Annotated in this window: 15 protein-coding genes and 1 tRNA gene; 8 read left to right on the top strand and 8 right to left on the bottom strand. The window is 70.5% G+C overall.

All coding sequences use genetic code 11. The features are described 5' to 3' along the window. Window positions 1–399 precede the first annotated feature (399 nt). Window positions 400–1,488: a tryptophan--tRNA ligase gene (trpS, locus tag HHX33_RS17895; RefSeq protein ID WP_182875597.1), complete on the top strand. Its 1,089-nt coding sequence runs from the start codon at window positions 400–402 to the stop codon at window positions 1,486–1,488. A 58-nt stretch (window positions 1,489–1,546) separates the two neighbouring features. Here trpS and HHX33_RS17890 read toward each other — a convergent pair whose 3' ends face one another. From HHX33_RS17890 to HHX33_RS17880, 3 genes are all read right to left on the bottom strand, one after another. Beyond that, complete coding sequence (locus HHX33_RS17890) at window positions 1,547–2,524, bottom strand: ribose-phosphate diphosphokinase (protein ID WP_182875596.1); 978 nt, start codon at window positions 2,522–2,524, stop codon at window positions 1,547–1,549. A gap of 233 nt (window positions 2,525–2,757) precedes the next feature. Next, window positions 2,758–4,233: a bifunctional UDP-N-acetylglucosamine diphosphorylase/glucosamine-1-phosphate N-acetyltransferase GlmU gene (glmU, locus tag HHX33_RS17885; RefSeq protein ID WP_182875595.1), complete on the bottom strand. Its 1,476-nt coding sequence runs from the start codon at window positions 4,231–4,233 to the stop codon at window positions 2,758–2,760. Between the two features lie 167 nt (window positions 4,234–4,400). Then, window positions 4,401–4,474, bottom strand: a tRNA-Gln gene (locus HHX33_RS17880). Window positions 4,475–4,900: 426 nt separating this feature from the next. Between HHX33_RS17880 and HHX33_RS17875 the strand changes: the two genes are divergently transcribed. From HHX33_RS17875 to HHX33_RS17860, 4 genes are all read left to right on the top strand, one after another. After that, a complete protein-coding gene (locus HHX33_RS17875) occupies window positions 4,901–5,839 on the top strand; it encodes an acyl-CoA desaturase (RefSeq protein ID WP_182875594.1) in 939 nt (312 codons plus the stop codon). 238 nt (window positions 5,840–6,077) lie between these two features. Beyond that, the gene (locus HHX33_RS17870; protein ID WP_220501913.1) at window positions 6,078–7,055 is read left to right on the top strand and encodes a TetR/AcrR family transcriptional regulator; all 978 of its coding nucleotides are present in this window, start codon (window positions 6,078–6,080) and stop codon (window positions 7,053–7,055) included. A 125-nt stretch (window positions 7,056–7,180) separates the two neighbouring features. Continuing rightward, window positions 7,181–9,277 carry an RNA degradosome polyphosphate kinase gene (locus HHX33_RS17865; protein WP_182875592.1) on the top strand — a complete coding sequence of 699 codons (2,097 nt, stop codon included), beginning with the start codon at window positions 7,181–7,183 and terminating at the stop codon, window positions 9,275–9,277. A gap of 29 nt (window positions 9,278–9,306) precedes the next feature. Continuing rightward, window positions 9,307–10,176, top strand: coding sequence for an NUDIX hydrolase (locus tag HHX33_RS17860; protein ID WP_182875591.1), 870 nt, complete (start codon window positions 9,307–9,309; stop codon window positions 10,174–10,176). 12 nt (window positions 10,177–10,188) lie between these two features. Here HHX33_RS17860 and HHX33_RS17855 read toward each other — a convergent pair whose 3' ends face one another. After that, window positions 10,189–11,649, bottom strand: coding sequence for a CYTH and CHAD domain-containing protein (locus HHX33_RS17855; protein WP_182875590.1), 1,461 nt, complete (start codon window positions 11,647–11,649; stop codon window positions 10,189–10,191). A 168-nt stretch (window positions 11,650–11,817) separates the two neighbouring features. After that, window positions 11,818–12,576, bottom strand: coding sequence for a trans-aconitate 2-methyltransferase (locus HHX33_RS17850; protein ID WP_182875589.1), 759 nt, complete (start codon window positions 12,574–12,576; stop codon window positions 11,818–11,820). Between the two features lie 83 nt (window positions 12,577–12,659). On the opposite strand from HHX33_RS17850, the gene HHX33_RS17845 reads away from it, so the two are divergent. From HHX33_RS17845 to HHX33_RS36170, 3 genes are all read left to right on the top strand, one after another. After that, window positions 12,660–13,196, top strand: coding sequence for a MarR family winged helix-turn-helix transcriptional regulator (locus HHX33_RS17845; protein WP_182875588.1), 537 nt, complete (start codon window positions 12,660–12,662; stop codon window positions 13,194–13,196). Window positions 13,197–13,521: 325 nt separating this feature from the next. Then, entirely contained in the window at window positions 13,522–15,183 is a 1,662-nt protein-coding gene (locus tag HHX33_RS36175) for a trypsin-like serine peptidase (protein ID WP_259402578.1), read from the top strand. A 524-nt stretch (window positions 15,184–15,707) separates the two neighbouring features. Further along, window positions 15,708–17,240, top strand: a complete 1,533-nt coding sequence (locus HHX33_RS36170) for a trypsin-like serine peptidase (protein WP_259402577.1) — start codon at window positions 15,708–15,710, stop codon at window positions 17,238–17,240. Window positions 17,241–17,819: 579 nt separating this feature from the next. Here HHX33_RS36170 and HHX33_RS17830 read toward each other — a convergent pair. The 3 genes from HHX33_RS17830 to HHX33_RS17820 form a co-directional block, all read right to left on the bottom strand. Continuing rightward, on the bottom strand, window positions 17,820–19,352 hold the full coding sequence (locus HHX33_RS17830; RefSeq protein WP_182875587.1) for a trypsin-like serine peptidase: 1,533 nt from the start codon (window positions 19,350–19,352) through the stop codon (window positions 17,820–17,822). 458 nt (window positions 19,353–19,810) lie between these two features. Next, the gene (locus HHX33_RS17825) at window positions 19,811–21,646 is read right to left on the bottom strand and encodes an ABC-F family ATP-binding cassette domain-containing protein (protein ID WP_182875586.1); all 1,836 of its coding nucleotides are present in this window, start codon (window positions 21,644–21,646) and stop codon (window positions 19,811–19,813) included. Between the two features lie 58 nt (window positions 21,647–21,704). Then, complete coding sequence (locus HHX33_RS17820; protein WP_182875585.1) at window positions 21,705–22,631, bottom strand: 4-(cytidine 5'-diphospho)-2-C-methyl-D-erythritol kinase; 927 nt, start codon at window positions 22,629–22,631, stop codon at window positions 21,705–21,707. Between the last annotated feature and the right edge of the window lie 40 nt (window positions 22,632–22,671).

Below are 22,671 nucleotides of genomic sequence, written 5' to 3'. Positions count from 1 at the left end.
GTTCGACGGATGACGCGCTCCCCCTCACCCGCCCTAGCGGAAGGCGTTACGAGCGCAACCTCTAAAGCCTATCGTGTTTCCCGCGTCGCTCGTCGGGGCGCTCACGTCCGCCTGGTCGTGCCGGAGGCGCGCCAGCAACACAGCCCTCGTCGCTCGTTCCTCGCTCCTCAGTCCAGACCGGCGGCGCGCCCCTCCGGCTTGCTCAGTGTCTCCCGAAGTGGCCAGGTGGTCGTTACACTGGCGGGATGCAACGTACGTCGTGTCAGGGCTGGTGGCGCTCCGGGTAGGAGCGGCCATCTCACGCGTACGACCGGGCCGTTCGGATGGACGGCCCTTTTTCGTGCTCCCTGGACGAGGGGTCGCCACCGGCGGCGGACCACCTGCCAAGGGAGAGATCACATGACGACCACTCTGGACAGCGGCCCGTCCGACGACCTCGGCGTGGCGGGCGCGCGACGGCGCGGCGCCGAGCTGGAGAGATCGATACGGGAGCGGCCCGGGACGTTCCGGGCGCTGACCGGGGACCGGCCGACCGGCCGGCTGCATCTGGGGCACTACTTCGGCACCCTGCAGAACCGCGTCCGCCTGCAGAACCTGGGCGTGGAGATGATGGTGCTCGTCGCGGACTACCAGGTCCTGACCGACCGGGACGTCGCCGACCGGCTCACCGAGCGCGTGGAGGACCTGGTGCTCGACTACCTGGCTGCCGGCCTCGACCCCGGCCGGGCCACGATCTTCACGCACAGCGCCGTGCCCGCGCTCAACCAGCTGCTGCTGCCGTTCCTCAGCCTGGTCTCGGTCGCGGAGCTGGGCCGCAACCCCACGGTCAAGGACGAGATCGCCCACTCGCGGCAGTCGGCGGTCAGCGGGCTGATGTTCACCTATCCCGTGCACCAGGCGGCCGACATCCTGTTCTGCAAGGCCGGGATCGTTCCGGTCGGGCAGGACCAGCTGCCCCACCTGGAGGTCGCCCGCATCATCGCGCGCCGCTTCAACAACCGCTACGGCACCCCCTCGAACCCGGTGTTCCCCGAGCCCGAGGCGCTGCTGTCCGCGGCGCCCCTGCTGCTCGGGACCGACGGCGCCAAGATGAGCAAGAGCCGGGACAACGCCGTCGCCCTGGCCGCGACCGCCGACGAGACCGCCCGGCTGATCCGCGGCGCGAAGACCGACGCCGAGCGCCACATCACCTACGACCCGGTCGCCCGGCCCGAGGTGTCCAGCCTCGTCCTGCTGGCCGCGCTGTGCCTCGGCCGGGACCCGCACGAGGTCGCCGCCGGGATCGGCGGCCGGGGGGCCGCCGCGCTGAAGGCGCTGGTCACCGATGCGATCAACGACCACTTCGCGCCGCTGCGGGCGCGGCGGGCCGAGCTCGCCGGGGATCGCGGCCACGTCCGCCGGGTGCTCCGCGACGGCAACGCACGCGCCGCCGCCGTCGCCGCCGCGACCCTCGCGGAGGTGCGTACGGCGATGGGCGCCGTCTACTGACCACCACTCCCAGGCGAACTCCGCGGGCCCCCGGGTACGTCCGGGGGTCCCGAGCGGGTCAGGCGTCGCCCTCGAAGAGGCTGGTGACGGAGCCGTCGGTGAAGACCTCGGTGATGGCCCGGGCGATCAGCGGGGCGATCGACATCACCGTGAGGCTGTCGAACCTCTTCTCCTCCTCGATGGGCAGCGTGTTGGTCACGACCACCTCGGAGATCCGGGAGTTCTTCAGACGGTCCACGGCGGGGCCGGAGAACACCGCGTGGGTGGCGGCCACGATGACGTCGGTCGCGCCGTGCTCGTACAGGGCGTCGGCCGCCTTGCAGATCGAGCCGCCGGTGTCGATCATGTCGTCGATCAGCACGCAGGTCCGGCCGTGGACCTTGCCGACCACCTCGTGCACCTTCACCTGGTTCGCCACGTCGAGGTCGCGCCGCTTGTGGATGAACGCCACCGGGGTGCCCAGGGTGTCGGACCAGCGCTCGGCGAGCCGCACGCGGCCGGTGTCGGGCGAGACGATCGTGGTCGTCGCCGGGTCGAGCTTGCCACGCAGGTAGTTGATCAGCACGGGCATCGCGAACAGGTGGTCCACCGGGCCGTCGAAGAAGCCCTGGATCTGCGAGGTGTGCAGGTCGATGGACATCATCCGGTCGGCGCCCGCCTGCTTGAACAGGTCGGCCACCAGCCGGGCGGTGATCGGCTCCCGACCGCGGCCCTTCTTGTCCTGGCGGGCGTAGCCGTAGAACGGCATGATCACGGTGATCCGCTTGGCCGAGGCCCGCTTGAGCGCGTCCACCATGATCAGCTGTTCCATGATCCACTGGTTGATCGGCGCGGTGTGGCTCTGCATCACGAAGGCGTCGCAGCCGCGCACCGACTCCAGGTAGCGCACGTAGATCTCGCCGCTCGCGAAGTCGCGCAGCGCGGTCGGCGTGATCTCGACACCGAGGGCCTTCGCGACCTCCTCGGCGAGCTCGGGGTGGGCCCGGCCGGAGAAGAACATGAGGTTCCGCTCGCCGGTCGTCTTCTTGCCGCTCATGCCGCGCTCCTCGCGTGTCGAGCCTGTCGGCCATGCCGGGCCTGCTGTGGCCGGGCCGGCCGGTCCGCGGTGCCCTCGCCTCGCCCGGGGCCCGCGAACCCCTTCGCCCCGTCGATGTGGTCGGTCACGGTGTCCTCCTGGCCTGGCCCTTCGGCGCTACGCGGTCGGGCAACCGCGCCTCGTACTCTTCCTGTCCCCGCGCGGCACGCTGGGGCGCGTGCCGCGGGTGGTCCTTACCGCGCGGCGGCGTCCCCGCCGCCCTGCTCGGGCGCGCCGCTCTCCGGGGCGGCCAGCGCCCGCCGGGCCGCCTCGTCGGACGGGGTGCCGGCCCTGCGGCGCGCCACCCAGCCCTCGATGTTGCGCTGCCTGCCGCGGGCGACCGCCATCGCCCCGGGCGGCACGTCGGACGTGATCACCGAGCCGGCGGCGGTGTAGGCGCCGTCGCCGATCGTGACCGGCGCGACGAGCATGTTGTCGCTGCCCACGCGGACGTGGTCGCCCACCACGGTGTGGTGCTTGCCCACGCCGTCGTAGTTGACGAAGACGCAGGCGGCGCCGATGTTCGAGCCGGTGCCGATCGTCGCGTCGCCGACGTACGTGAGGTGCGGGACCTTGGAGCCCTCGCCGATCCGCGCGTTCTTGGTCTCGACGTACGCGCCGATCTTGCCGCCCCGCCCGAGCACGGTGCCGGGGCGCAGATAGGCGAACGGGCCCACGGTGGCGCCGGCGCCGATCTCCGCGCCGTCGGCCACGGTGTTGCGCACGACGGCCTCCTCGCCGACGACGGTGTCGGTCAGCGTGCTGCCCGGCCCCACCTCGGCCCCCGCCCCGATCCTCGTGGCGCCCCTGAGCTGGGTGCCGGGATGGATCACGACGTCGGGCTCCATGACGACGCCGGCGTCCACCCACGTGCCGGCCGGGTCGACGACGGTGACCCCGGCGCGCATGTGCGCCTCCAGGATGCGGTCGTTGAGCACCCGCCGCACGAAGGCGAGTTGGACGCGGTCGTTGACGCCCTCGACCTCCGCGTGGTCGGCGGCGACGTGGGCGCCGACCCGGTGGCCGTCCTCGCGGAGGATGGCCAGCACGTCGGTCAGATACTCCTCGCCCTGGGCGTTGGCGGCGCCGATCCGGCGCAGGCCGTCGGCCAGCAGCGCGCCGTCGAAGGCGTACACGCCCGAGTTCATCTCGCTGATCGCGCGCTGCTCGGGGGACGCGTCCTTCTCCTCGACGATCTCCAGCACCGCGCCGCTACCGTCGCGCACGATGCGGCCGTAGCCGGTGGGGTCGGGGACCACGGCGGTCAGCACGGTGACGGCGTTGCCGTCGGCGGCGTGCCGCTCCAGCAGCGCCGCCAGGGTCTCGGCGCGCAGCAGCGGCGTGTCGCCGTACGTCACCAGGATGGTGCCCTCGATCGGGCCCTCGGCCTCCAGCGCGGTGCGCACGGCGTGGCCGGTGCCGTTCCGCTTCTCCTGCACGACCGTGCGGGCGTCCGGCGCGGTCTCCGCCAGGTGGGGACCGACCTGTTCGCGCGCGTGGCCGATGACGACGACCAGCCGTTCGGGGGCGAGGCCGCGGGCGGCGGCGAGCATGTGGTCCACGAGCGCACGGCCGCAGACCTCGTGGAGGACCTTGGGGGTTTTCGACTTCATCCGGGTGCCCTCGCCGGCGGCGAGGACGATCACGGCTGCCGGGCGCGGCACACTCACGGACTGAGGCTCCCTCGGCGTCGCGGCTTACTACACACGAAACGTGGCGCGGCTTCCATGCGTCCACTACCCCGGAACCGCACGGTCACCCGCTCGACAAGGTGAGCTTACCTGCCGTCCCCCGAGTGGGAACCAGGCCCCCCGGAGCGCACGGCGAACGGACGGGCTGGCTCCCGGGGGAGGATTCGAACCTCCGTTGACAGAACCAAAATCTGTAGTCTTGCCCCTAGACGACCCGGGAATGGGCCAAAGCCCCGTTTGTCCGATTCCAACAGGCACCGGAATCCGACCTCAGGATACAGAGCCGACCCCTCGCGCGCGCCCCCAAAAAGCGACGCCCATCGGCCCGGCCCACCCCACTCGACCCCCCGCACCGGAGCCGTGGTCCGCGACCGGAGCCGGACCACCTGACAGTGGGCCTCGGGATGTTATGTAGGCCACATTTCGGGCAGGGCGCCGTAGACCTCGCGCGGCCGGCGACGAGCCCCTGAGGTGGGGCATCGGGCTTTACCAGATTGCCGAGAGTTGGTGCAAGACCTGGATTCGCCACCAGATGTGGCCCCGCGCGTCACCTTCCACACATTCGCTCTTAGGGGTTCCTAACTTACGATGGCGTAAGTTACGGTCGCGTAGCTAGACAATCTTCCCAACACCCGTGAGGTAGCCCATGACCGTCGTCACCGACCGCGCCGCACCACAGCCGAAGCCGGACTTCGAACCGCAGGACAAGAGCAAGGCCGACTTGGTTGTCTTCGCGATCGTCGTCGGCGCGCCGATCCTGGCGGTCTTCGCCGCGGTGCCGTTCGCCTGGGGCTGGGGCCTGGGCTGGACGGACGTCGTGATCGCCACGGTGTTCTACATCGTGTCCGGCCTGGGCGTCACCGTCGGATACCACCGCTACTTCACGCACGGATCGTTCAAGCCGAACCGGCCGCTGAAGATCGCCCTCGGCATCGCCGGCAGCCTCTCGCTGGAGATGTCCGTGCTCGACTGGGTGGCCGCCCACCGCAAGCACCACAAGTTCTCCGACAAGGAGGGCGACCCGCACTCGCCGTGGCGCTTCGGCCCCGGCTTCAAGTCCATGTGCAAGGGCCTGCTGTACGCCCACATCGGCTGGCTGTTCGAGTCCGAGCGGGTCAACCGCGCCAAGTACGCCCCGGACCTGATGAAGGACCCGGACGTGATGAAGCTGCACCGGGCCTTCCCGGCCCTGGCGATCACCTCCCTGCTGCTCCCGGCGATCCTGGGCGGCCTGATCACGTGGTCCTGGCAGGGCGCGGTGACCGCGTTCTTCTGGGGCACGGTCATCCGCATCGGCCTGCTGCACCACGTCACCTGGTCGATCAACTCCATCTGCCACGTCTTCGGCGAGGAGGTCTTCGAGTCGCGTGACAAGTCCCGCAACGTGTGGTGGCTGGCGATCCCCTCGTTCGGCGAGTCGTGGCACAACCTGCACCACTCGGACCCCACCTGCGCCCGGCACGGCGCGCTGAAGGGCCAGATCGACCTGAGCGCCGGCCTCATCCGCTGGTTCGAGAAGGCCGGCTGGGCCCGCGACGTGCGCTGGCCGACACCGGAGCGGCTGGCGGCGAAGCGCATTGCCTGACGTTCCCGTCGGCGCGGATGGCGGGGCCGCTTTCGCACAGGCGGCGGCCCTGTCTCCCACCACCTCTCCCATGACGTCCGTTCCGGTGACGTCCGCCGCGATGACGGCCACACCGGTGGCGTCCGCCGCGATGACGGCCGCACCGGCGCCGCTCCCCTTATCCGTCCCGGGCCGGGTTCCGGCCGGGGCAACCGCCATCATGGAACCTGTGACCGAGTCCTCCCGAACGCGAAGACGCATGACCGGCGCGGAGCGGCGCGAGCAGCTGATCCAGGTCGGCCGGGCCCTGTTCGCGGACAAGGGCTTCGACGGCACGTCGGTCGAGGAGATCGCGGCCAGCGCGAAGGTCTCCAAGCCCGTGGTGTACGAGCACTTCGGCGGCAAGGAGGGCATCTACGCCGTCGTGATCGACCGGGAGATGCAGCGCCTGCTGAGCCTGGTCACCCAGGCGCTCTCCGCCTCGCACGCCCGCGTCAAGCTGGAGCGCGCCGCGCTCGCCCTCCTGCAGTACATCGAGGAGAGCAGCGAGGGCTTCCGCATCCTGGTCCGCGACTCCCACGCCGCGTCGGGGACGGGCACCTTCGCCAGCCTGATCAGCGACATCGCGAGCCAGGTCGAGGACGTGCTCGCGGACGAGTTCAGGGAACGCGGCTACGACCCCAAGCTCGCGCCGATGTACGCGCAGATGCTCGTGGGGATGACCGCCCTCACCGGCCAGTGGTGGCTCGACGTGCGCAGGCCCGCCCGCGAGGAGGTCGCCGCCCACCTGGTGAACCTGTCCTGGAACGGCCTGAAGGGCCTCGACGCCAACCCCGGGCTCACCGGCGCGACCCGCGGGATGATCCTGACCCCCGCCGCCGAGACCCGTACGCCACGGCCCACCGAGCGCGAGGCGAAGGAGCAGGAGAAGCTCCGCCGCGAACAGGAGAAGGCCCGCGAACGCGAGCAGCGCGAACGCGCCAGGCAGCTCGAACGCCGCCAGCGCGAGCTGGAGAAGGCCAAGGAACGCGAGCAGCGCGAGCGGTCCAGGGAGCTCGAACGGCAGCTCAAGGAGCAGGAGAAGCTCCGCCGCGAACAGGAGAAGGCCCGCGAACGCGAGCAGCGCGAACGCGCCAAGGAGCTCGAACGCCGCCAGCGCGAGCTGGAGAAGGCCAAGGAACGCGAGCAGCGCGAGCGGGGCCGGAGCCTCGAACGGCAGCAGCCCGGGGAGATCTGAGGGGCGCCCCCGCGAGACGACCGGCGGGACGGCCGGTGACATGGCCGGCGGGGGTGAACCGGCCTGACGGTTTCGTTGCTGCGAAGTTAACGTTCTGTTCAACGTAGTGGGGCATATTTCGTTATATGTCCGCCCAAAGCTCCCCCTCGCCTGAGCCGGAGGAGGCCGACCTCCCCGTGCCCGCCCCGCTGCCGAACGACCGGTTCCTCAATCGTGAGGAGAGCTGGCTCCAGTTCAACGAACGGGTCCTGGAGCTCGCGGAGGACCCCTCGGTGCCGCTGCTCGAACGGGTGCGGTTCCTCGCCATCTTCGCGAGCAACCTGGACGAGTTCTTCCGCGTACGGGTGGCCGGGCTGAAACGGCGGATGGCGACCGGGCTGCTGCTGCGGGCTCCGGGCGGGCTCAAGCCGAGCGAGGCGCTGACCCGGATCGCGTCGGTCGCCGACGACCTCGCCCGCAGGCACGCGGCGGTCTTCCACGACCGGATCTGCCCGGAGCTGGCCGAGCAGGGCATCGCGATCGTCCGCTGGGACGACCTCGCGAGGGAGGAGCGGACGGCGCTGCGCAAGCTCTTCCGCGAGCGGATCCGGCCGGTCCTGACGCCGCTGGCCGTCGACCCCGCCCACCCGTTCCCGTACATCTCGGGGCTCTCGCTGAACCTGGCGGTCACCGTGCGCAACCCGGTGACGGGCCACACGGTGTTCGCGCGGGTGAAGGTGCCCTCGCAGCTTCCCCGCTTCGTGAACGCGTCGAAGGACCGGTTCGTCCCTCTGGAGGACGTGATCGCGGCGCACCTGGGCGAGCTGTTCAAGGGCATGCAGGTGGTGCAGCACCACGTCTTCCGGGTCACCAGGAACGAGGACCTGGAGATCGACGAGGACGTCACGGAGAACCTGATGAAGGCGCTGGAGCGCGAGCTCCTGCGGCGCAGGTTCGGGCCGCCGGTGCGGCTGGAGGTCGAGGACACCATCACCCCCGAGGTGCTCGACCTGCTGGTCGACGAGCTGGGGGTGGGCGACCACGAGATCTACCGCCTGCCCGGCCCGCTGGACCTCACCGGGCTGCACGCCATCGCCGATCTCGACCGCCCCGAGCTCAGCTACCGGCCGTTCGTGCCGGCGGAGGCGGTGAGCATCGCGGACGACCTCTTCGCCACCCTGCGCGAGCACGACATCCTGGTGCACCACCCGTACGACTCGTTCGCGACGAGCGTGCAGCGGTTCGTGGAGGACGCGGCGGCCGACCCGGACGTGCTGGCCATCAAGCAGACGCTCTACCGCACCAGCGGCGACTCGCCCATCGTGGACGCCCTGATCGACGCGGCCGAGGCGGGCAAGCAGGTCGTGGTCGTGGTGGAGATCAAGGCGCGGTTCGACGAGCACGCGAACATCTCCTGGGCCCGCAAGCTGGAGACGGCCGGGTGCCACGTGGTCTACGGCGTGCTCGGCCTCAAGACGCACTGCAAGCTCGCCATGGTGGTCCGCCAGGAGGCGGGCGGCGAACTGCGGCGCTACTGCCACATCGGCACCGGGAACTACAACCCGAAGACGGCCCGGCAGTACGAGGACTTCGGCCTGCTCACCGCCGACCCGCAGGTCGGCGAGGACGTGACCGACCTGTTCATCCACCTGACCGGCTACTCCCACCAGTCCGACTACCGCAGGCTGCTGGTCGCGCCGGACTCGCTGCGCCAGGGCCTGCTCGACCGGATCGAGCAGGAGATCGCCCATCGCGCGGCCGGCCGCACGGCCCGCATCCGGATCAAGACGAACTCGATGGTGGACGAGCCGGTCATCGACGCGTTGTACCGCGCCTCGCAGGCGGGCGTGCCGGTGGACCTGTGGGTCCGCGGCATCTGCACGCTCCGGCCGGGTGTGCCGGGATTGTCGGAGACCATCCGCGTACGCAGCGTGCTCGGCCGGTTCCTCGAACACTCCCGCGTGTTCGAGTTCGGCGGAGGACGGCGGCCGGAGATCTGGATCGGCAGCGCCGACCTGATGCGCCGCAACCTGGACCGGCGGGTCGAGGCGCTGGTCAAGGTCAGCAGCCCGGAGCACCGGAGGTACCTCGCCCACCTGCTCGACCTGGCGTTCGAGGACAACGCCACCGCCTGGACGCTGCACTCCGACGGCAAGTGGCTGCGCCACCGGGGCGAGACCGACCTCCAGCACCACCTGATCGCGAGCCGCCGCTGGCGGACCGTGGACGACGGTGCCGAGTGACGACGACCGGTGTGCTCAGGGAGGCCCGCGTGATCAGAGCGGCCGGCGCGGTCGTGTGGCGGGGCGAGGAGGCCGATCCGGAGATCGCGCTCGTCCACCGGCCGGCGTACGACGACTGGAGCCTGCCCAAGGGCAAGCTCAGGCACGGCGAGCACGTGATCGCCGCGGCGCTGCGCGAGGTGCGGGAGGAGACCGGCCTCCGGGTCGTGCTCGGCCGCGCGCTCCCGCCCGTGCACTACCTGAAGGACGGCCGGCTCAAGCGGGTGGACTACTGGCTCGCCCGCGATCCCGGCGACGGGCGGGCTGCGGGCGGCGACGGCGAGGAGGTCGACGAGGTCGTCTGGCTGCCGATCGAGGAGGCGGCGCGGCGCCTCACCTACGGCTGGGACAGGCGCCTGCTGCGGGCCGTCGGCGCCGCGCCCCTCGCGACCACCCCGTTGGTCTTCCTGCGGCACGCCCTGGCGGGCTCGCGGCAGGAGTGGCAGGGCGACGACGACCACCGCCCGCTGGACGAGCGCGGTCTCGCCCAGGCCGAGATCCTGGCCACGGTGCTCGGGGCGTACCGGCCGGAGCGGCTCGTGAGCTCGCACAGCAGGCGCTGCACGCAGACGATCGGGCCGTACGCGGAACGGCACGGCCTGGAGGTGCGCGGGGAGAAGGCGCTGTCGGAGAGCGGCTACGACCCCCGGGAGGCGGAACGGCTGGTGCGCGGTTCGCTCGCCGCGGCGGAGGCGGCGGTGCTGTGCAGCCACGGCAAGGTGCTGCCCGCACTGCTGGGCATGGCGGGCGAGGCGCTGCACCGCACGCGGTCCGCCGACCTCGCCCTCGCCAAGGGCGGCTTCGCCGTCCTCCACCACGCGGCCGGCCGGGCGGTCACGCTGGAGCGCTACGTCACCTGACCGGCCGGTGGATCATCCGGTGACGGAGGCCCAGACGGCGGGGAACTCCTCGTGGGCGCGGGCCGCCTCGGCGCTCTCGACGCCCGCGAGCACGCCATAGGTGAAGGTGTCCTCCCCGGCCTCCCTCGCCCGGCCCGCCTCCTCCAGGAGCGTGTCCTGGGCGACCACGCCGTCCTGGTGGCGGCCGAGCACCTTCTGCACCTCCTTGGCCCGTTTGGCCGGCCCGGACAGGCCGGCCGCCTCCGCGGTGTAGCGGGCGCGCTTGGCGGCCTTGCGCACCTCGTGCATGGCCGTCTCGCGCTCCTCGCCCTCCTCCGCCCGGAGGGCCGCGTCGTAGGCGTCGGCCACCCGCCGCCAGTTCCTGTCCACGACCTTCGGCAGCGCCCTGCCCGCGTCCTTGCCCGCCGCCGCCGTCAGCGGCGGGTCGGCCGCCAACGCGTCGAGGGCGTCGAGCAGCGCGAAGTAACGCTCGCCGCCCAGCGCGGCCCGGATGCGGTCGTACGCCTCGTGTTCCCTGGCGAGCAGGTCGTCGCCCAGCCTGCGGCGCGCGTCACCGCTGACGAGCCGGGGGTCGAGCGCGTCGAGGCGGGCGGCGAAGCGCGCCCGGATGACCTCCAGGTCACGGGCCTCGCCCAGCACCTCGCCGAGCCACTTCAGCTCCTCCTGCACGGATTCGGTCTCCACGACGATCCGCTTGAACGCCTTGAGCGCGCTGCGCAGCCGGCGGCAGGCCACCCGGGCCTGGTGCACGGCGTCCTCCCCGGCGAGCCGTACGCGCGGGTCCTGGGCGGCGAGCGCGGCGACCTGGGCGCGGAGGTAGCCGATGACGACCTCGCCGACGGAGCCCGGCTCGGGCCGGGTGGCCGGGCGCGGCGCGGGCAGGCGGTCGCCGAGGACCCGGGCGAGCTTGCTCCCGCTGGTGGCGGGGACGGCGCCCGCCCCGCGCAGCCGCTTGCCCACCTTCTTGAGGATCTCGCGGTCGCCCTCCTTGATCTCGGCCTCGACCTCCCGCCAGCGCCGCACCACCGGCTCGTCGCCGAGGACGGTGCCCTTGACCCGGTCGTCGGCGACCTCCACCAGTGGCGCGTCCCCGGGACCGAGCAGCAGCGCGATGGAACGGCGGGTCTCCAGCTGGGCCACCGGCGCCAGCGGCGCGCCCCGCGTGTACGCGAGGACGAGGCTCGCCAGCTCGGCGGGGACGGTCTTCGCGCTGCGCGTGAGCGGCCGGGTGATCTCCTCGCGGGCGCCCGCGGCCTTGGGCAGCTTGAGGTGCCAGCCCTCGTCGTCCCCGCCGCGCCGGCGCCGCAGCGTGACGCCCCGGGCGGCCAGGCGCAGGTCGGCGGTGTCGAAGTAGACCGCGGTCAGGCGGTGTGACAGCGGTTCCGCCACCCGCGCGCACCCCGGCACTCCGCCCAGGTCGGGCAGGGTGAAGTCGTCCTGGACGTCGAACTTGTCCTCGATCTCAAGCGCCACCGTTCCCCCAAGTTCCTCCCGGTCGGGCCGTCATAGTGCCACGCCAAAATGAACAGTGTTTCCCGCTCACCATCGGGGCGCTCACTCCCGCCGTCTTCCCTCGTCGCTCGTTCCTCGCTCCTCAGTCCAGACCGGCGGCGCGCCCCTCCGGATCGCTCGGGTGTGGCCTCATGAGTGGGCGACGGCGAAGATGCGGCGGAAGGGGAAAGGGGTGCCGTACGGGCGGGGAGGGTAGGCCTCCCGCAGGGCGCGCGCGCAGTCGGCGAGGAAGGCGGCGTGCCGCTCGGGCGGCAGCCGGTCGAGCATCGGCCGCAGCGCCGTGCCCTTGATCCAGTTCAGCACCGGGTCCTCCCCCGGCAGGACGTGGACATAGGTGGTCTCCCAGGCGTCCACCGTGAGACCGAGACCGGCGAGCAGGTCCACGTACTCCTCGGGATCCCCCACCGTCGCGCCGCGCGGCACGTCGCCCAGCTCCGCCCGCCAGGTCGTACGGCACAGCTCGCGCACGACGGCGTGGCTCGGCGCGTCGAAGTTGCCGGGCATCTGGAAGGCGAGCCACCCGTCCTCGGCGAGCCAGCCCCTCCACCGGGCCAGCAGGTCGCGGCGCTCGGGGAGCCACTGCAGGAGCGCGTTCGAGACGATCACGTCGACCGGCCGCGACGGACGCCAGTCGCGTACGTCGGCCACCTCGAAGTCGGGGCCCGGCGGCGCTTTGGCGATCATGGCGGGTGAGGCGTCCACGCCGTGGACCCGGGCACCGGGCCAGCGGGCGAGGAGCGTCGCGGTGAGCTCCCCAGTGCCGCAGCCGAGGTCGACGACGTACTCGGGCGACCGGGCACCCACCCGGCTGACAAGCTCGTGAAAGGGCCTTCCGCGTTCGGCCGCGTAACGCTCGTAGACCTCCGGGTCCCAGATGTCCGCAGGCATGCCCACCTCCTGATTATCTTGATGTCAAGATAACTCGATATCGCGTGAGATATCTCGATGTCAAGAAAAGCTAGACTCGGCCCATGACCTTCTCGAGGCCCGCCGAGGACGAGGTGGACCGGCTGGTCGCGGCCTGGAAGCAGGAGCGCCCGGACCTGGACGTGACACCGCTTGAGGTGCTCAGCCGGGTCTCCCGCCTGAGCCGGCATCTTGAGCGTGAGCGCCGGGCCGCCTTCGCCTCCCACGACATCGAGTCGTGGGAGTTCGACGTGCTGACGGCGCTGCGCCGCTCCGGCGAGCCGTACGAGCTGAGCCCGGGCGCACTGCTGCGCGCCACCCTGGTGACGTCGGGCACCATGACGAACCGCATCGACCGGCTCGCCGCCGCCGGGCTGGTCACCCGGCGCCCCGATCCCGAGGACCGGCGCGGCGTGCTGGTGCGGCTCACCCACGCCGGCATGGACCGGGTGGACGCCGCCTTCGCCGACCTGCTACGGCGGGAACGCGAACTACTGGCCGGCCTCGACCAGCACGAGCAGCAGGCTCTCGCCCGGCTGCTGCGCACGCTCCTCGTGCCCTTCGACGCCCCCTCCGACGCGCTCGACAACGGGCTCCGGTAGGCGGCACCACTCCTCTGGGCGCCGACGCGGCAATCTCGGACGGGTCTTCGGCGATCACCGGTTTCATCACCGAGTGTGATGTTCGTCACATCAATTACTGGACCGGTCCATCACCGAGCGTGATCAGAAGGCGGGTCCACCCGTCATGATCAGCGGAAACGACCACGCCAGAGCCCTTCGGACACCGGCGCGACGCCGGGGCGCCCGCGATCTGGTCACCTGAAATACCCCCTTTCCCAGCATTCTCTCAGATACCTTTCCATTTCGTTCCTTTACTGACGCTTGGGGCGCAGGTGACGCCTCACGACAGACCAGGGAGTTTCTCTTGAAGCGCACGCTCGCTCTCGGTGGCGTCGCGGCCGGCCTGCTGGCCTCCGCCGCTATCGCCGCCCCCGCCGCTCATGCCGGCTCCGACCATCGCTCCGCCACCCTCGCCGGGACCAACCTTGCCGCCAAGGAAGTCGCGGCGTTCTGGTACGGCGAGAACAAGGCGAACCTGATCAACGCCACGCCGTACGGCGTGGAGACCAAGGTCGTCGCCAAGCACGTGTCCAAGGGCGGGCCGTCCGCGGACAGCAAGCCCGGCGTCGTGCCGGCGATCGGCGACGAGAAGAAGTCGACGTCGAAGTCGAAGAACGTGAACCTGCCCAAGACCACGGGCAAGGTGTTCTTCATCGGCGCCGACCACAGGCCGCACTGGTGCACCGCGACCTCGGTGCAGTCGTCGTACCACAACCTGGTCGCCACGGCCGGGCACTGCGTGTACGACACCGAGTCGAACCGGGCCACGCTGGACCGCTGGGTGTTCGTCCCGGGTTACTACCAGGGCAAGACCCCGTGGGGCATCTACGTCGGCAAGACGGCCTACACCCACTACGACTACGACGTGTACGAGGACGGCGACCGCGACTACGCGTTCGTCACCGTGTACAACGGCGTGCTGCCCACCGTGGTCACGGACAGCTACGGGCGTGACGACCACCACGGCCGTGACGACCACCACGGGCGCGACGACCACCACGGCCGTGACGACCACCATGGGCGCGACGACCGCTACGGACGCGACGACCACCGCGGGCGCGGGCACGACGACCGCACCCTGGTCCGCCAGATCAGCGTCCGCGAGTTCCAGGCCAAGAACAGGGGCAAGGACCTCACGGGCAACGGCCCCTGGGCCCAGGGCACGAGTGTCGTGACCAAGGACATCAGCGGCCGCGAGTACGACAGCCGGCGCGACTGGTACATCAGCGAGGACGGCAAGACCCTGTACTTCCGCAAGGAAGTGCGCGGTCGTGACGACCACCACGGTGACGACCACCACGGGCACGGCCAGTACGGCGACCGTGACATGGCCGGCTTCGGCCAGGGCCACCACCAGTCCCCCTCGCCGAGCCCGTCGCCGAGCGCCTCGCCGAGCACCTCGCCCAGCGCGACGCCTTCGGCCTCCCCGTCCGCGACGCCCACCCCCAGCTGGCCCGGGCGCCGGGAGTACCGCTACTTCAAGCGGACCTTCTACGTGAAGAGCCTGCGGGGCGGCGGTCACGGCCCGCTGATCGTTCTGAAGGACGTCGGCCGCCTCGGCGACAACGTCGGTGGTCAGGGCCTGGCCTACAACCAGAAGATCGGCAGCTCGGTCTTCGTCTTCGGCTACCCGAGCGGATACCACCCCGACGGCAACAACGCCTTCTCGGGTGCGACCCTCAAGTGGAGCTACGGCAAGACCTTCGCCGCCTCGGCCGCCGCGGTCAAGGGCGAGGAGCTGGTCGGCGTCAAGTCCTCCTTCACGGGTGAGGGCGCCATCGGTTCGTCCTGGCTGCTGCAGTACAAGAGCGCCCGTCGCCTCGGTTACCTGAACGGTGTGACCATCGGCCTCGCCGACACCGACAAGAACGACCGGATCGACACCAGCGTCTCCCCGTACTTCGACGGTGAGACCTACGGCGTCTACAAGGCCGCGGCCGGCAACTGGTCCGGCAAGATCGTCTGATCTGTCCCAGACTGATCCCGAAAGGGCCCGGCATCCAGCCGGGCCCTTTTCGTGTTTCCGGCTGCTCTCGCCGCTCTGTGCTCGCCCCTGGCGGCCGTACGCGCCCTTCCCCCCGTGCGGACACCCCCTCGGGGCTCGTCGCGACTCAGCGGCGCCGCCCATTCCCTCCGGGACGGTCCGAGCCTCGTCCGGACCCCGGCATCACCGCGACGGGCAACTCAGACGTGATCACCATGCTTTCTGGTTTCGTCTCTTTGGTGTGATTTAGGTCACATTGAGAGAGCCTAATGGATCTTGCGAGCAACGCCGGGCGCGGCCGAAGATTCACGCCCCCAACAGGTGAAACACAGCAAATTCTCAGAAACGGTCCGAGGGCACTCCGAGGCTCAACTTCACGGAGTGCGACGGTGCGCTCACCCAAAGGCCGTTGATCCTCCTCATTTCTCTTATAACTTTGCTTATCAGTCCTTTACTGACGCATGGGGCGCAGGTGGCGCCCCACGACAGACCAAGGGAGAACCCTCTTGAAGCGCACCCTCACCCTCGGTGGCATGGCGGCCGGTCTGCTGGCCTCCGCCGTTGTCGCCTCCCCGGCCGCCCACGCCGGGAACGACGTCTCCCACGACACGCTGGCCAGCAGCAACATGGCCGCCCAGCAGGTCGCGGCGTTCTGGTACGGCGAGAACAAGGCCAACCTCGTCAACGCCAAGCCGTACGGCGTGGAGACCAAGGTCTCCGCGAAGCACGTGTCCAAGGGCGGGCCGTCCGCGGACAGCAAGCCCGGCGTGGTGCCGGCGATCGGCGACGAGAAGAAGTCGACGTCCAAGTCGAAGAACGTGAACCTGCCCAAGACCACGGGCAAGGTGTTCTTCATCGGCGCCGACCACAAGCCGCACTGGTGCTCGGCCACCTCGGTGCAGTCGAAGTACCACAACCTGGTCGGAACCGCGGGTCACTGCGTGTACGACACCCAGTCGAACAAGGCCACCCTCGACAAGTGGGTGTTCGTCCCGGGTTACTACCAGGGCAAGACCCCGTGGGGCATCTACGTCGGTAAGACCGCCTACACGCACTACGACTACGACGTGTACGAGGACGGCGACCGCGACTACGCGTTCGTCACCGTGTACAACGGCGTGCTGCCGACGTCCGTCTCCGGCGGCAAGAAGTACGAGTCGGCCGCGTACGAGAGCTACGGCCAGGCCCTCTACGCCCTGAAGAAGCTGCAGGGGCAGAAGGACACGGGCTACTCCAGCCTGCGGGTCGAGTCCGTCGTGGACTGGGCCCACAAGGTGGCCCTCGGCACCCCCGGCTCGAAGAAGGTCGCCGCCAGCGTCGCCCAGATCGCGGTCGACCCGAAGACCGTCGACACCGCCCGGACGACCCTGGAGAACTGGGCCAAGGGTCACCTCGGCGAGTCCACCTACGACGACAAGACGTGGGGCGCCGTGGTCAAGGAGGCCCGCCCGAGCCGGAGGCACCACTCCTCCCACCTCGGCTGGAACTCCAACGACGCCAGGCGTCAGACGGTCTACACCTTCGAGAAGGACGGCAAGAAGTACGAGGCCACCTTCTGGGGCAACTTCGACACCGACTACAAGGTCACCGGCAAGGTGCTGTCGATCGGCCTGAAGGACGTCGGCCGCCTGGGTGACAACGTCGGTGGTCAGGGTCTGGCCTACAACCAGAAGATCGGCCAGCCGGTCTTCGTGTTCGGCTACCCGAGCGGCTCGCACCCGGACGGCAACAACGCCTTCTCCGGCAAGACCCTCAAGTGGAGCTACGGCAAGACCTTCGCCGCCAAGGCCCCGGCCATCAAGGCTGAGGAGCTGCAGGGCGTCAAGTCCTCCTTCACCGGTGAGGGCTCGCTCGGCTCGGCGTGGCTGCTCAAGTACAACAACAGCCGCCGTCTCGGCTACCTGAACGGCGTGACCATCGGCGTCTCCGACACCGACGGCAACGACCGCTACGACACCTCCGTCTCCCCGTACTTCGACGGCGAGACCTACGGCGTCTACAAGGCGGCCGCCAACGTATGGTCCGGCAAGATCGCCTGATCTCCGTACGCCTGACGAGAAGGGCCCGGCTTCATGCCGGGCCCTTTTCCGTCGTCCCGGTCACCCGGACAGCCCCTCCGCCGCTACCGGCCACTCCGTGAGTCTCTCCGCCGGACGGCTGAAGAGGCGCGGAGGCCGCACCGGCCCCTGCCCTGTCGATGCGCGGCCGATGCGCGGCCGATGCGCCGCGTGTCCTGCCGGGCCGACAGCGGGCGGCGCGGCGGGCCGGCGAGCAAGCACCCGTCGGCGACGATGACCGACGATGAACCTGAAGCAGGACGCCCCGAGCGTGGCGGGAGCCCTGCAGGTCCGTAGGCCGGGCCGACCCACAGCCCCACAGACCGCCGCCCCCAGACCACCGCCCCCGGACCGCCGCCCCCCGAACACAGCCATCCGACCTCACGGTCCTCTGACGACCACGGCCACGTGACCGCCACAGCCGTCGCCGCCGCTTCCCGTGACCACCGTCGCTGTGAACACAGCCCCCATGACCGTGGGGACCTGTGAGCAGGGGCGCTGTGGGAACGGAAAAAGGGCCCGGCTGGATGCCGGGCCCCTTCTCGATCAGTCTTGGGCAGATCAGACGATCTTGCCGGACCACTTGCTGGCAGCGGCCTTGTAGACGCCGTAGGTCTCGCCGTCGAAGTACGGGGAGACGGAGGTGTCGTAGCGGTCGTTGCCGTCGGTGTCGGAGACACCGATGGTCACGCCGTTCAGGTAGCCGAGACGGCGGCTGTTGTTGTACTTGAGCAGCCACGCCGAACCGAGCGAGCCCTCACCGGTGAAGGAGGACCTGACGCCCTGCAGCTCCTCAGCCTTGATCGCCGAAGCGGTCGCGGCGAAGGTCTTGCCGTACGTCCACTTGAGCGTGTGGCCGGAGAAGGCGTAGTTGCCGTCCGGGTGCGACCCGCTCGGGTAGCCGAACACGAAGACCGGCTGGCCGATCTTCTGGTTGTAGGCCAGACCCTGACCACCGACGTTGTCACCCAGGCGGCCGACGTCCGACAGGCCGATCCAGAGCACCTTGCCGGTGACCTGGTAGTCGGTGTCGAAGTTACCCCAGAAGGTGGCCTTGTACTTCTTGTTGTTCTGGGAGAAGACGTAGGTCGTCTGCTTCGTGGCGTCGTTCGAGTTCCAGCCGGTGTTGGCCCACCCGACGGTCTCGGTGACCACGGAGCCCCACGTGTTGTCGGTGAACGTGGACGCACCGAGGTGACCCTTGGCCCAGTTCTCCAGGGTGGTCCGAGCCGTGGGGATCGTGGACGGGATGACCGCGAGCTGGGCGACGCTGGCCGCGACCTTCTGCGAACCCGGGGTGCCCAGGACCACCTTGTGGGCCCAGTCCACGACCGGGGTGATCTTCAGGTCGGACGCGCCGGACGCCTTGGCGTCCTGGAGCTGCTTGACCTTCTTCTGCGCGTCCCAGATGGTCTCGAAGGTGCCCCAGTCCTTGCCCGCGTCGCTGTGCGCGCCGGACAGGTGAGCACGGTCGACCTTGACGCCGTTGTACACGGTGACGAACGCGTAGTCGCGGTCGCCGTCCTCGTACACGTCGTAGTCGTAGTGCGTGTAGGCGGTCTTACCGACGTAGATGCCCCACGGGGTCTTGCCCTGGTAGTAACCCGGGACGAACACCCACTTGTCGAGGGTGGCCTTGTTCGACTCGGTGTCGTACACGCAGTGACCGGCCGTGCCGACCAGGTTGTGGTACGCCGACTGCACCGAGGTCGCGGTGCACCAGTGCGGCTTGCCGTCGCCGCCGATGAAGAACACCTTGCCCGTGGTCTTGGGCAGGTTCACGTTCTTCGACTTCGCGGCCGACTTCTTCTCGTCGCCGATCGCCGGAACCACACCGGGCTTGCTGTCGGCCGCCGGCCCGCCCTTGGAGACGTGCTTGGCGACGACCTTGGTCTCCACGCCGTACGGCGTGGCGTTGATCAGGTTGGCCGCGTTCTCGCCGTACCAGAACGCCGCGACCTGCTGGGCGGCAAGGTTGGTCTTGGCCAGCGAGTCGGCGGCGACATCGTTCCCGGCGTGAGCGGCCGGGGAGGCGACAACGGCGGTGGCCAGCAGACCGGCCGCCATGCCACCCAGAGCAAGCGTGCGCTTCATGGAAATTCTCCCTGGTCTGTCGTGAGGCGTCACTTGCGCCCCATGCGTCAGTGAAGGAACGAGGAGAAAGTTATACGAAGAAAGGAGGGGAAAAGTGGTAATCCTGCGGCGCCATTAGCCGGCAAGCGCGACATACGTGGCGCCATGTCAGCGCAGTTCCTGAATGTCAGCCGTGTTTGCGCTGATCATGCGGGACCTGACGGGATGGTTGTCAGCCAGCGGGTCAGGAGGCGCTGTGACGAAGGTCACATCCCAGAGGTGGAACCCATACCCGTCGTGAATACGTCCGAGTGGCCCCGCGGACCGTACACGGCGCGGCGGTGACCGTCACAAGGACCGTCACAAGGCAGCGGCGCGCGGCCCTCCCGGGCCACGCGCCGCCTTGTCCCGCGTCCTGGTGGAGATGTGAGCCCTGTGGCCGGTCTCCGTGTCCTGGGCGCGAGCCACAGAGACCGGGGTCACTGGCCTTCGAGGCGTTCGGCGAGCTCCATCCATTCGAGCTCGACCGTCTCCTTCTGCGCGCCGACCTCGCGAAGGTCCGCGTCGAGAGCGGCCAGGCGGGTGAAGTCGCCGGCAGCCCCGGCCATGTCGGCGTGCAGCGCCGCCTCCCGCTCGCCGAGCTTGTCGAGCTGCCGCTCCAGCCGGTTGAGCTCCTTGCGCAGCTCCCGCAGTTCCTTGGCCGACAGCCCGCCCGTGGCCGCCTGGTCCGCACCCTGCCCGTCCCCGCCCTGCCTCTGCTCCGCCGGTACGGCGGCCGGAGCGGCCGAAGACGCCGCGGCGCGGGCGGACAGCGCGGTCCCCGAGGCCCGGCGCTCCAGGTATTCGTCCACGCCACCGGGGAGCATGGAGAGCCTGCCGTCCCCGAGCAGGGCCACACAGCGGTCGGCCACCCGCTCCAGGAAGTAGCGGTCGTGGCTCACCACGACCAGCGTGCCGGCCCAGCCGTCGAGCAGGTCCTCCAGCTCGGTGAGGGTCTCGATGTCGAGGTCGTTGGTCGGCTCGTCGAGCAGGAGCACGTTCGGCTCGTCCATGATCAGCCGAAGCAATTGGAGCCGCCGCCGCTCACCGCCGGACAGGTCGCCGACGACCTTCCACTGCGCCTCGCCCCGGAAGCCGAGGCGTTCGAGCAGCTGGGAGGCCGACCATTCCTTCTTGCCTACCTGGACGTACTTGCGCACCTCCTCGACCGTCTCCAGCACCCGCCGCGACGGATCGAGATCGTGCAGCTCCTGCGACAGGTGCGCGAGCCGTACGGTCCTGCCCCGCATGACCCGGCCGCTGTCCTCCGTGACCGTGCCCGACAACAGGCGCAGCACCGACGACTTGCCCGAGCCGTTGACCCCGATCAGCCCGATCCGGTCACCCGGGCCGAACTGGTAAGTGCTGTGGTCGAGCACGAGCGGCCCGGCGCCGGGGCCGCCGGCGTGGAGCGTCACGTCCTCCAGGTCGAAGACCGTCTTGCCCAGCCGCGCCGAGGCGAAGTTGAGCAGCTCGACCGTCTCACGCGCCGGCGGCTCGTTCGCGATCAGCGCCTCGGCGGCGTTGATCCGGAACTTCGGCTTGGACGTGCGCGCCGGCGGGCCGCGCCGCAGCCAGGCGATCTCCTTGCGCATGAGGTTCTGCCTGCGCTCCTCGGCCGCCTGGGCGAGCCGGGCGCGCTCGGCCTTGGCGAGGACGTAGGCGGCGTAGCCGCCCTCGTACCGCTCGACCGTGCCGTCCACGACCTCCCAGGTCCGGGTGGCCACCGCGTCGAGGAACCACCGGTCGTGCGTGACGACCAGCAACGCCGACCTGCGCCGGGACAGGTGCCCGGCCAGCCAGGCGATGGCCTCGATGTCCAGGTGGTTCGTCGGCTCGTCGAGGACGATCAGGTCGTGCTCGCCGATCAGCAGCCTGGCCAGTGCGGTACGGCGGCGCTCGCCGCCGGACAGGGCGCCGGCCGGGGACGCCAGGTCGACGTCACCGAGCAGCCGGGCGAGGATCTCCCTGATCGCCGCGTCGCCGGCCCATTCGTGCTCGGCCCGCCCGGCCAGGACGATGTCCTTCACCGGCATGTCCGGGTCGAACTCGTCGCGCTGGGAGAGCATGCCCACCCGCAGGTTGCGCGTGTGCGTCACGCGCCCGCTGTCGGGCCGCAGCGTGCCGGAGATGATGGAGATGAGCGTGGTCTTGCCACCGCCGTTGCGGCCCACGACGCCGATCCGGTCGCCCTGCTCGATGCCGAGGGAGACATCGGCCAGCAGGGGCTTGAGACCGAAGGCGTGGGAGACCGACTCCAAATTGACCAGGTTCATCGTCCGACAAGCCTATCCGCCCCGCGACCCTCGAACCTATTCGGCGAGCACGCGGGCCTCAGCCCACGACCACGGCTCCGGGGACCGGGCCGGTGGCCGTGACGGCGGCCCGGCAGCCCTCGGCGTTCTTGAGCCCGGCGGCGATCTCCGCGGCGTGCGTCTCCGACGCGGCGAGGAACGCGCAGGTCGGGCCCGATCCCGAGACGAGCGAGCCCAGGGCGCCCAGCTCGGCGCCGGCGTGCAGCGTGTGCGCGAGCGACGGCCGCAGGGACAGCGCCGCGGGCTGCAGGTCGTTGGTCAGCGCCCGGCCGAGGGCCGCGGCGTCCCCCTCCCGCAGCGCGGCCAGCAGGGGTTCGCTCGCCCCCGGAAGGCCGGGGTCCGTCCCGGCCTCCTCGCGCAGGCGGTCGCACTCGCCGTACACCCGGGGAGTGGACAGGCCGCCGTCGGCGAGCGCGAAGACCCAGTCGAAGGCGCCCGACGTCTCCAGGCGCGACAGCCGCTCGCCCCGGCCGGTGCCCACGGCCGTGCCGCCGAGCAGGGCGAACGGCACGTCGCTGCCGATGTCGGCGGCGATCTCCATGAGGTCCTCCACCGGCAGGCCGAGGCCCCACAGCTCGTTGCAGGCCACCAGGGCGGCGGCCGCGTCGGCGCTGCCTCCCGCCATGCCGCCGGCGACCGGGATCGACTTGCGGATCAGCAGATCGGCCCGGTAGGAGCGACCGGCGTGGCCGGCCAGCGCGCGGGCCGCCCGTACGGCCAGGTTGTCGTCGTTCGCGGGGACCTCGCCCGCCGACTCCCCCTCGATCCGCACGGTCAGCGGCGGCGCGGCCGCCGACACGTCGCCGGGCTCGGCGGCCGTGACCTCGTCGAAGATCGACACGGCGTGGAAGACGTTCACGAGGTCGTGGTAACCGTCCTCGCGCAGCGGCCCGACCGCGAGTTGCAGGTTGACCTTCGCGGGCACGCGTACGGTGATCGCGCTCATCGGGCCGCCGCCCGCGGGACGTCCTGGCGGCCGGCCCTGC

The sequence above is a fragment of the Microbispora sp. H10670 genome (assembly GCF_014161385.1).
Classification (GTDB): Bacteria; Actinomycetota; Actinomycetes; order Streptosporangiales; family Streptosporangiaceae; genus Microbispora; species Microbispora triticiradicis.
Note: the sequence above shows the minus strand (reverse complement) of the source record. Positions and strands in the feature narration are given on the sequence as shown.